The following is a 7,683-nucleotide window of genomic DNA, read 5'->3' as shown; positions in this document are numbered from 1 at the left end:
CCCTTTCCTCGGGTGAGCCGAGGAAAGGGGGCCTTCACGCGCTTTGCAGTGTCAGGCTCGCAGGCTCGCGCCGAAGCGTTCACCGGCGACCGCGACGGCGGCGTCACGGGCCTTGGTGGCCTCGTCGACGGTCAGCGTGCGGTCCGCGGCGCGGAACCGCAGCTTGTACGCCATCGATCGCTTGCCCTCGCCCAGTTGCTCGCCCTGGTAGGAGTCGAACAGCGTGATGTCTTCGAGCAGCTCCCCCGCGCCTTCGCGCAGCGCCTCGGCCAGGTCGGCCGACGGCACACCCGTCTCGGCGACGAGGGCGACGTCGAGCAGCACCGGCGGGTACGCCGAGATCCGCGGTGCCGGACGGCTGTCCGGGATCGGGATCGCGTCCAGGTCGAGTTCCATCGCGACGGTGCGCGGCGGCAGCCCGAGCGCCTCGACGACCTTCGGGTGCAGCTCACCGGCGTAGCCGACGGGCCACTGGCCCACCCGCAGCTGCGCGCACCGGCCGGGGTGCCACGGCGGCTGGTCCGCCGCGGCCGTGGTCAGCTCGACACCGGCGGCCTGCGCCACCAGCCGCGCGGCCTGCACCGCGTCGGCCCAGTTCGCCTGCTCGCCCTCGCCCCACCAGCCCGCGCGGCCACGCTGGCCGGCGAGCACGACGGCGACGTGCAGTGGCTGCGGCGGGACGGCCGCTTCCAGGACCGCGAGCTCCTCGTCGGTCGGCCGCCGGTCCACCCCGAGCGAAGGCATCGGGATCGGGTTCGGCCCGGGCAGCACGACCTGTCCGATGTGGAACAGCGAAACATCCTTGAAGCCACGGGAGATGTTGCGCTGCAGGATCTCCAGCAGCCCCGGCAGCAAGGTGCTCGCCATCCGGTCCTTGTCCGCTTCCAGCGGGTTGCGGACCTGGATCGTGCTGCGGCGGACGTCGTCTTCGGGCAGCCCGAACGAATCCCAGACCGAGTCCGAGATGAACGGGAAGGGCAGCACCTCGACGTAGCCGTTCTCCGCCAGCGCCCGCGCGACCGAACGACGGCGGCGCTGCGTGTCGGTGAGACCACGACCGGCCGGAGCGTCGGGCAGCACCGACGGGATGCTGTCGTAGCCCTCCAGCCGGAGCACCTCCTCGACCAGGTCGGCGGGCTGCACCAGGTCGCCGCGCCAGCTCGGCGGGACGGCGGTCACCAGCGCGGTGCCGTCCTCGGACGTGCCCACGTTGACCTTGCAGCCGATCTGCGAGAGCCGCTTGACCGTGACACCGCGCTCGTAGCGCACCCCGGCCACCTGGTCGGGCATGCTGATCGGCATGGTCACCGGCTGGTTCGGCTCGACGCCGCCCTCGTCGGTGCGGCCGGGCAGGATCGAGCCCTCGCCGTACTGGCGCAGCAGGCGCGCGGCGAATTCGACCGCCACCGCGCAGAGCTGCGGGTCGGTGTAGCGCTCGAAGCGCTTGGCCGCCTCGGAGAACAGCTTGTGCCGGCGGGCAGTCCGGCTGATCGACGACGGGTCCCAGTGCGCCGCTTCGAGCAGCACGTCGGTGCTCTCCGGCGTGATCTCGGTCGACGCGCCACCCATCGTGCCCGCCAGCGAGATGACCCCGCTGTCGTCGGCGATGATCACGTCGTCCACGTCGAGCGTGCGCTCGACATCGTCCAAAGTGGTCAGTTTCTCGCCCGGCTTCGCCTTGCGCACCACCAGATCGCCCTTGACCGAACCGGTCGCGAACGCGTGCAGCGGGTGCCCGAGTTCGAGCATGACGTAGTTGGTCACGTCGACCGCGAGCGAGATCGAACGGATCCCCGCCAGCATCAGCCGCCGGCGCATCCACCACGGCGTCGGCGCCGTCGCGTCGAGGTTCTTCACCCGGCGCAGGACGAACCGCTTGCAGCCTTCGGTGTCTTCGAGGCGCACCGGCCAGGCGTCGCTCTCGGCCTCGGGGACCTCGATGGACGCCGGGTCGCCGAACGCGACGTCGAGCGCGTTGGACAGCTCGCGGGCCAGGCCGCGGACCGACAGGGTGTACCCGCGGTCCGGGGTCGGCGTCACTTCGAGGACGGTGTCTTCGAGACCGAGCAGCTTGTTCGCGTCCTCGCCCGGGCTGGCGGTGCTCGGGGGCAGCACCAGGATGCCGGAGTGGTCGTCGCCGATGCCGAGTTCGCGCGCGGAGCAGATCATGCCGTCGCTGAGGCGGCCGTAGGTCTTGCGCGAGCCGATCTCGAAACCGCCGGGCAGCACCGTGCCGGGCAGCGCGACGACGACCAGGTCACCCTCGGCGAAGTTCGTGGCGCCACAGATGATCCCGCGGGTCCTGATCCCGGCGGGGCCGTCGTCTTCGAACGGACCTTCGTCGTCATCCTCGTCGTCGTCGAGGTTCTCGTCCGGCTTGTCGGCCTCGGCATCGTCGGACTCGCCGACGTCGACCCGGCAGAAGCGGACCGGCTTCTTGAACTCGGTGAGCTCCTCGATCTCGGCGACCCGGCCGACCACGAGGGGGCCGGTGACCGGTTCGAGCTTCCGGACGTCGTCGACCTCGATGCCGATGCGCACGAAGGCGTCGGCCAGATCCTGGGCCGTGACCTCTTCGTCGACGTCGAGGTGTTCGATCAGCCAGCTGGCTGGGACCTTCACTCAGGCCTCCGTTCCGAAGGGCAGGGTGAACCTGATGTCGCCCTCCACCATGTCGCGCATGTCCGGGATTCCGTTGCGGAACTGCAGGGTGCGCTCGATACCCATGCCGAAGGCGAAGCCCGAGTAGACCTCGGGGTCGACGCCGCAGGCACGCAGGACGTTGGGGTTGACCATGCCGCAGCCGCCCCATTCGACCCAGCCCGGTCCGCCCTTCTTCTCCTCGAACCAGACGTCGACCTCGGCCGACGGCTCGGTGAACGGGAAGAAGTGCGGGCGCAGGCGGGTCTTCGAGGTCCCGCCGAACATCGCGCGGGCGAAGGCGTCGAGGGTGCCCTTGAGGTGGGCCATCGTCAGACCCTTGTCCACCGCGAGTCCTTCGACCTGCGAGAACACCGGGGTGTGCGTGGAGTCGAGCTCGTCGGTCCGGTAGGTGCGGCCGGGGCAGACGACGTACACGGGCAGGTCGCGGTGCAGCAGCGTGCGGGCCTGCACCGGCGAGGTGTGCGTCCGCAGCACCAGGCCCGAGTCCTCCTCGCCGAGGTAGAACGTGTCCTGGAGCTGGCGCGCGGGGTGGTCCTTGCCGAAGTTCAGGGCGTCGAAGTTGAACCACTCGGCTTCGAGTTCCGGACCGTCGGCGACCTCGTAACCCATCGCGACGAACGCGTCGGCGATGCGCTCCGACAGGGTCGCGATCGGGTGCCGGGCGCCGCGGGGCACGCGGTCCCACGGGAGCGTGACGTCGACGGTCTCCTCGCGGAGCACCTTTTCGTCACGTTCGACCTGGAGCACGGCACGGCGGTCGTCGAAGGCGGCTTGGATGCCCTGGCGCGCTTCGTTGACCCGCTTGCCCGCCTCGGCCTTCTCCTGCTTCGGCAGCGCGCCGATCTCGCGGCGGGCGAGCAGCAGCGGAGACTGGTCCCCGAGGTGAGCGGGCTTGACCGCCGCCAGCGCGTCGAGATCCGCCGCGGCCGCGAAATCCGTCTCGGCCTGCTTGACGGCGGCCGTCAACGTTTCCGGCGCGAGGGCTCCCGCCTGGGGGTCCTGCTTGTCGTTGGCTTCGGACATAACTCCTCGGCGTCCGCTGGGACTGGTCCGGTGCACGCGAGCGCACGCATGGGTTTAGCAGCAGCTGAATTCTATGGGACAGCGAACGACGGCCCCCGATCACCCTCGGGCTGGGCACAGCGTCGCTCAGGAGTGCGAAAAACGCGCTCTACGCCGTAAACAAGGTGCTGGAACGAACACTGCGTTCCATGAGAGCTCCCTTGGTGTCGTGGTGCGACGGCGTGGTGCCCGCGACTCTACGTGGCCGCGGGCACCGAAGCCATCCGTTTCCGGCTCAGCGCCCGGCGAAGGCGCCTTCGAAGTCCACCTTGCCGAACTCGTCGGGGACGATGCCGTCGGCGGCGTAGCGGTACAGCGCGGTCTGGTAGATCCCGGCCAGCGTCGTGCAGAGGATGGAGACCAAGAACCCCCACACGAGTGAAATCCCGATGGAGACGACGATCGTGATGGTTCCGCCGAGCAGGAAACCGGCGCCCATGAAGACCGCGAATCCGGCCAGCGTCAGCAGGACACCGACCAGCCCGATGCCGAACCTTCCGGCGGCCTGCTCTCCCCAGGTCCGCTTGAGCAGCTCCGCCGAGCGCTTGGCCCCGTGCCGGACACCGGCGTCCTCGATCATCATCACCGGCAGGACCAGATACGTGATCAGGTTCCAGGCGGCTCCGGCCAGCCTGCCGACGATCAGGCCGATGAACCCGAACCGCTGCTCGATCTCCCGCAGGATCAGGGAAACCGTCGCGGTCACCACCGACCAGCCCAGCAGCGGCAGCCATCGGCGGCCTGCTTCGGCCAGCCCCGCGGACACGCGCGGATCGTCACCGCGCAGCGCGACGTCGGCCTGCGAAATGAGGGCGGCGTTGAAGAACACCGTGACGAAAGCGGCCGCGAGGTAGAACAGTCCGATCATCACGTACGAACCGGGCGTCAGCCGGGAGTGGTCGGCGATCTCGGTGTGGGAGATCCAGTAGCCGCTCCCGAGGAAGACCGCGGCGACCAGCAGCCCGGCGACGGCGGCGAGCACCGGGAAGATCGCGAGTTCCTTGCGGGACCGCAGAACTCGCCAAGAAGCACCGAACAAAGCGAAAGAACGGGCGATACGCCCCATGATTACCCCAGTGAATCAACGGAAACGGTGACGCCGCAGCTTAACGATCAGTCCGGGACGCCATCGCGTTGGTGTACACGCAGATCGCGGCGGCCGTCGCGAGGTTCAGGCTCTCCGCCCGGCCGTACATCGGGATCTTGACCGCGAGGTCGACAGTCTCCTGGACGCTCCGCGGCAAACCATGTGCCTCGTTGCCGAAAACCCACGCGGTGGGCTCGTCGAAGGTCACTTGATCGAGTTCGGTGTCGGCGTAACCGTGCGCGCCGAGCGTGCGGAGTCCGGCGGCGGAGCAGGCCTTCAAGGCCGCGTCGACGTCCCGGATCCGGGTGATGGCGGGGTGGAACAGGCTGCCGGCGGCCGCGCGGACGCATTTGCCGTTGTGCGGGTCGACGCTGTCCCCCGCGAGGACGACCGCGTCGGCGCCGGCGGCGTCCGCGACCCGGATCACGGTGCCCGCGTTGCCGGGGTCCGCGACGTCGACGAGGACGACGACGAGCTTGGCGCCCGGCTTGAGGACGGTCTCTTGTGGACGGTCGACGAGCGCGCAGACTGCGACGATGCCCTGCGGTGTCACGGTCTCGGACAGTCCGTCGGCGGCGCGGTCGGTGATCGGCGAGACGGGGACACCGGCCTCGCGCGCGGTGACGAGCAGCCGCTCGTGCTGCGCGGCGGCGCGTTCGGTCACGAACAGCTCGTACACCTTGCCGCCGTCTTCGAGGGCGGCCTGGACGGCGTTCGCGCCCTCGGCGAGGAACCGGCCGGTCTTTTCACGCTCGGCCCGGCGCGTGAGCTTGCGCGCGGCAACGACCCGGGGCGTCCGTTCGGTGAACGGAGCCGCCCCGGGTCGCGGAAAAGCGCTGTCGCCGGTCAGGCCGACTTCTTCTCTTCGGTGTTCACGTTCGCCTTGGCCAGCTCGGCCAGCGCGGTGAAGGCGGCGGCGTCGTTGACGGCGAGGTCCGCGAGGATCTTGCGGTCGACCTCGACACCCGCGGCCTTGAGGCCCTGGATGAACCGGTTGTAGGTCACGCCGTTGGCGCGGGCCGCCGCGTTGATGCGGGTGATCCACAGCTGGCGGAAGTCACCCTTGCGGGCACGACGGTCCCGGTAGGCGTAGTTCAGCGAGTGAAGCGTCTGCTCCTTCGCCTTGCGGTACAGCCTCGAACGCTGGCCGCGGTAGCCGCTGGCGAGCTCGAGAGTCGCGCGACGCTTCTTCTGGGCGTTGACAGCCCTCTTGACGCGTGCCACTGGTCCATCCTGTCGATCTGGGGGCGCGGCGGGCGCGCCCGGGGTTTACAAGTGCGGGGGTGTCAGCGGCCGAGGAGGCGCTTGACGCGGCCGACGTCGTTCTTGGCGATCTCGGTCGTGCCTTCGAGGCGACGGGTGAGCCTGTTGGACTTCTTCTCCATCAGGTGGCGGCGGCCGGCCTTCTGGCGGCGCAGCTTGCCGGTACCCGTGACGCGGACACGCTTGGACGTCCCGCTGTGCGTCTTCATCTTCGGCATTACGTTGTCCTCTTTCGTGCGGCGGCACACCGGGGTGCTCCGGTGTGCCGCTGACATGTGCTGGTCGGCGCTACGCGTCGGCGGGCGGCTCGGACGAATCGTCCTTGGCTGCCTTCGCGGCCTTCTGCGGCTTCACGTTCTTGTGCGGAGCCAACACCATGATCATGTTGCGACCGTCCTGCTTCGGCGACGACTCGACGAAACCGAGTTCCGTCACCTCGTCGGCGAGCTTCTGCAGCAGCCGGAAACCGAGTTCCGGCCGGGACTGCTCGCGACCACGGAACATGATCGTGACCTTGACCTTGTTGCCTGCCGCGAGGAAGCGCGACACGTGACCCTTCTTGGTCTCGTAGTCGTGCTGATCGATCTTCGGCCGCAGCTTCTGCTCTTTGATGACGGTGAGCTGCTGGTTGCGGCGGGACTCGCGGGCCTTCTGCGCGCTCTCGTACTTGAACTTGCCGAAGTCCATGAGCTTGCATACGGGCGGGCGTGCCTGAGGAGCGACCTCGACGAGATCGAGATCGTTCTCCTGTGCCAGCCGCAGCGCATCTTCGATCCGGACGATGCCGACCTGTTCACCGGCGGGTCCGACGAGGCGGACTTCCGGCACCCGGATTCGGTCGTTGATGCGTGTCTCGGAGCTGATGGGGCCTCCCTGGTTCGAGGTAAATTCTTCTACCGTTTCGACCTGGTGCCCACATGCCGAAGGCCCCGGTACCGTGAGGTACGCGAGGCCCACTCATTCCGATCGCGTTCAGTCTCCAGAACCGAACACACCGCCTCGGACGCCCGAAATCGTCTTTGGCGAGACCGGACCCGGACACCTGGTGTTGCGGCGGTGACGCGGGTGGGAGCGGGGCTCCACTTGTCGCCCCCGATCGCTCGGGGGCTGGTCGCTCGTGGAAGGGTACCAGACGTGTCAGATGAACCCGTTCAGCAACCCCCGTATTCCCCGGACGTCCGCGGCCTGGAGGACATCCCGAGCGTCGAGGTGATCAGCAGGGCGGCCGTCATGCTGCTCTCCGCCGGCGCCGAACGACTCGGCCTCGCCGACGAGGATCCGGCGAACTCACCGCACCGCGACCTCGACGAGGCCCGCCGTCTGATCACCGCCCTCGCCGGGCTGGTGACCGCTTCGGCAGAGTATCTCGGCCTGCACGCGGGCCCGTTGCGCGACGGCCTCCAGTCGTTGCAGAAGGCGTTCCGGGAGGCTTCGGCCGTGCCGGACGCTCCCGGACAGGGTCCGGGCGAGAAGTACACGGGGCCCGTTTACTAGGTCTCCCCGTTCCTCAAGTGTCATGAGGGGTGCCCTTAAGTCAAAATTTTTGGTAAGGGGACCCCGCATGAAAAACGGCCCAACCAACCAGCGGGAAATTGAAAAAAAAAATT

Annotated in this window: 8 protein-coding genes; 1 reads left to right on the top strand and 7 read right to left on the bottom strand. The window is 68.7% G+C overall.

From position 1 onward, the window contains the following. Nucleotides 1-51: 51 nt before the first annotated feature. The 7 genes from pheT to infC form a co-directional block, all read right to left on the bottom strand. Nucleotides 52-2,622 (bottom strand): phenylalanine--tRNA ligase subunit beta, encoded by a 2,571-nt coding sequence (pheT, locus tag ACFWMR_RS03565; protein ID WP_378376672.1) that lies wholly within the window; start codon nt 2,620-2,622, stop codon nt 52-54. Further along, nucleotides 2,623-3,687 (bottom strand): phenylalanine--tRNA ligase subunit alpha, encoded by a 1,065-nt coding sequence (gene pheS, locus ACFWMR_RS03560; RefSeq protein ID WP_093933520.1) that lies wholly within the window; start codon nt 3,685-3,687, stop codon nt 2,623-2,625. Nucleotides 3,688-3,961: 274 nt separating this feature from the next. Beyond that, nucleotides 3,962-4,792, bottom strand: coding sequence for a DUF6159 family protein (locus tag ACFWMR_RS03555; RefSeq protein ID WP_378376670.1), 831 nt, complete (start codon nt 4,790-4,792; stop codon nt 3,962-3,964). A gap of 40 nt (nt 4,793-4,832) precedes the next feature. Then, nucleotides 4,833-5,663, bottom strand: coding sequence for a TrmH family RNA methyltransferase (locus tag ACFWMR_RS03550; RefSeq protein WP_378376683.1), 831 nt, complete (start codon nt 5,661-5,663; stop codon nt 4,833-4,835). After that, nucleotides 5,660-6,037, bottom strand: a complete 378-nt coding sequence (gene rplT, locus ACFWMR_RS03545; RefSeq protein WP_005163284.1) for a 50S ribosomal protein L20 — start codon at nt 6,035-6,037, stop codon at nt 5,660-5,662. Before rplT ends, ACFWMR_RS03550 begins: the two co-directional genes overlap by 4 nt. Nucleotides 6,038-6,099: 62 nt before the next feature. Beyond that, nucleotides 6,100-6,294 carry a 50S ribosomal protein L35 gene (rpmI, locus tag ACFWMR_RS03540; protein WP_005163285.1) on the bottom strand — a complete coding sequence of 65 codons (195 nt, stop codon included), beginning with the start codon at nt 6,292-6,294 and terminating at the stop codon, nt 6,100-6,102. A 70-nt stretch (nt 6,295-6,364) separates the two neighbouring features. Continuing rightward, nucleotides 6,365-6,940 (bottom strand): translation initiation factor IF-3, encoded by a 576-nt coding sequence (gene infC / locus ACFWMR_RS03535; protein WP_051137636.1) that lies wholly within the window; start codon nt 6,938-6,940, stop codon nt 6,365-6,367. A gap of 270 nt (nt 6,941-7,210) precedes the next feature. Here infC and ACFWMR_RS03530 point away from each other — a divergent pair, with 270 nt between their 5' ends. Then, on the top strand, nt 7,211-7,570 hold the full coding sequence (locus ACFWMR_RS03530) for a DUF1844 domain-containing protein (RefSeq protein WP_093933518.1): 360 nt from the start codon (nt 7,211-7,213) through the stop codon (nt 7,568-7,570). Nucleotides 7,571-7,683: the final 113 nt, after the last annotated feature.

It is taken from the genome of Amycolatopsis thailandensis (assembly GCF_042723255.1).
In the GTDB taxonomy this organism is placed as follows: domain Bacteria; phylum Actinomycetota; class Actinomycetes; order Mycobacteriales; family Pseudonocardiaceae; genus Amycolatopsis; species Amycolatopsis thailandensis.
The sequence above is the reverse complement of the archived record's forward strand: the minus strand, read 5'-3'. Positions and strand labels throughout refer to the sequence as shown.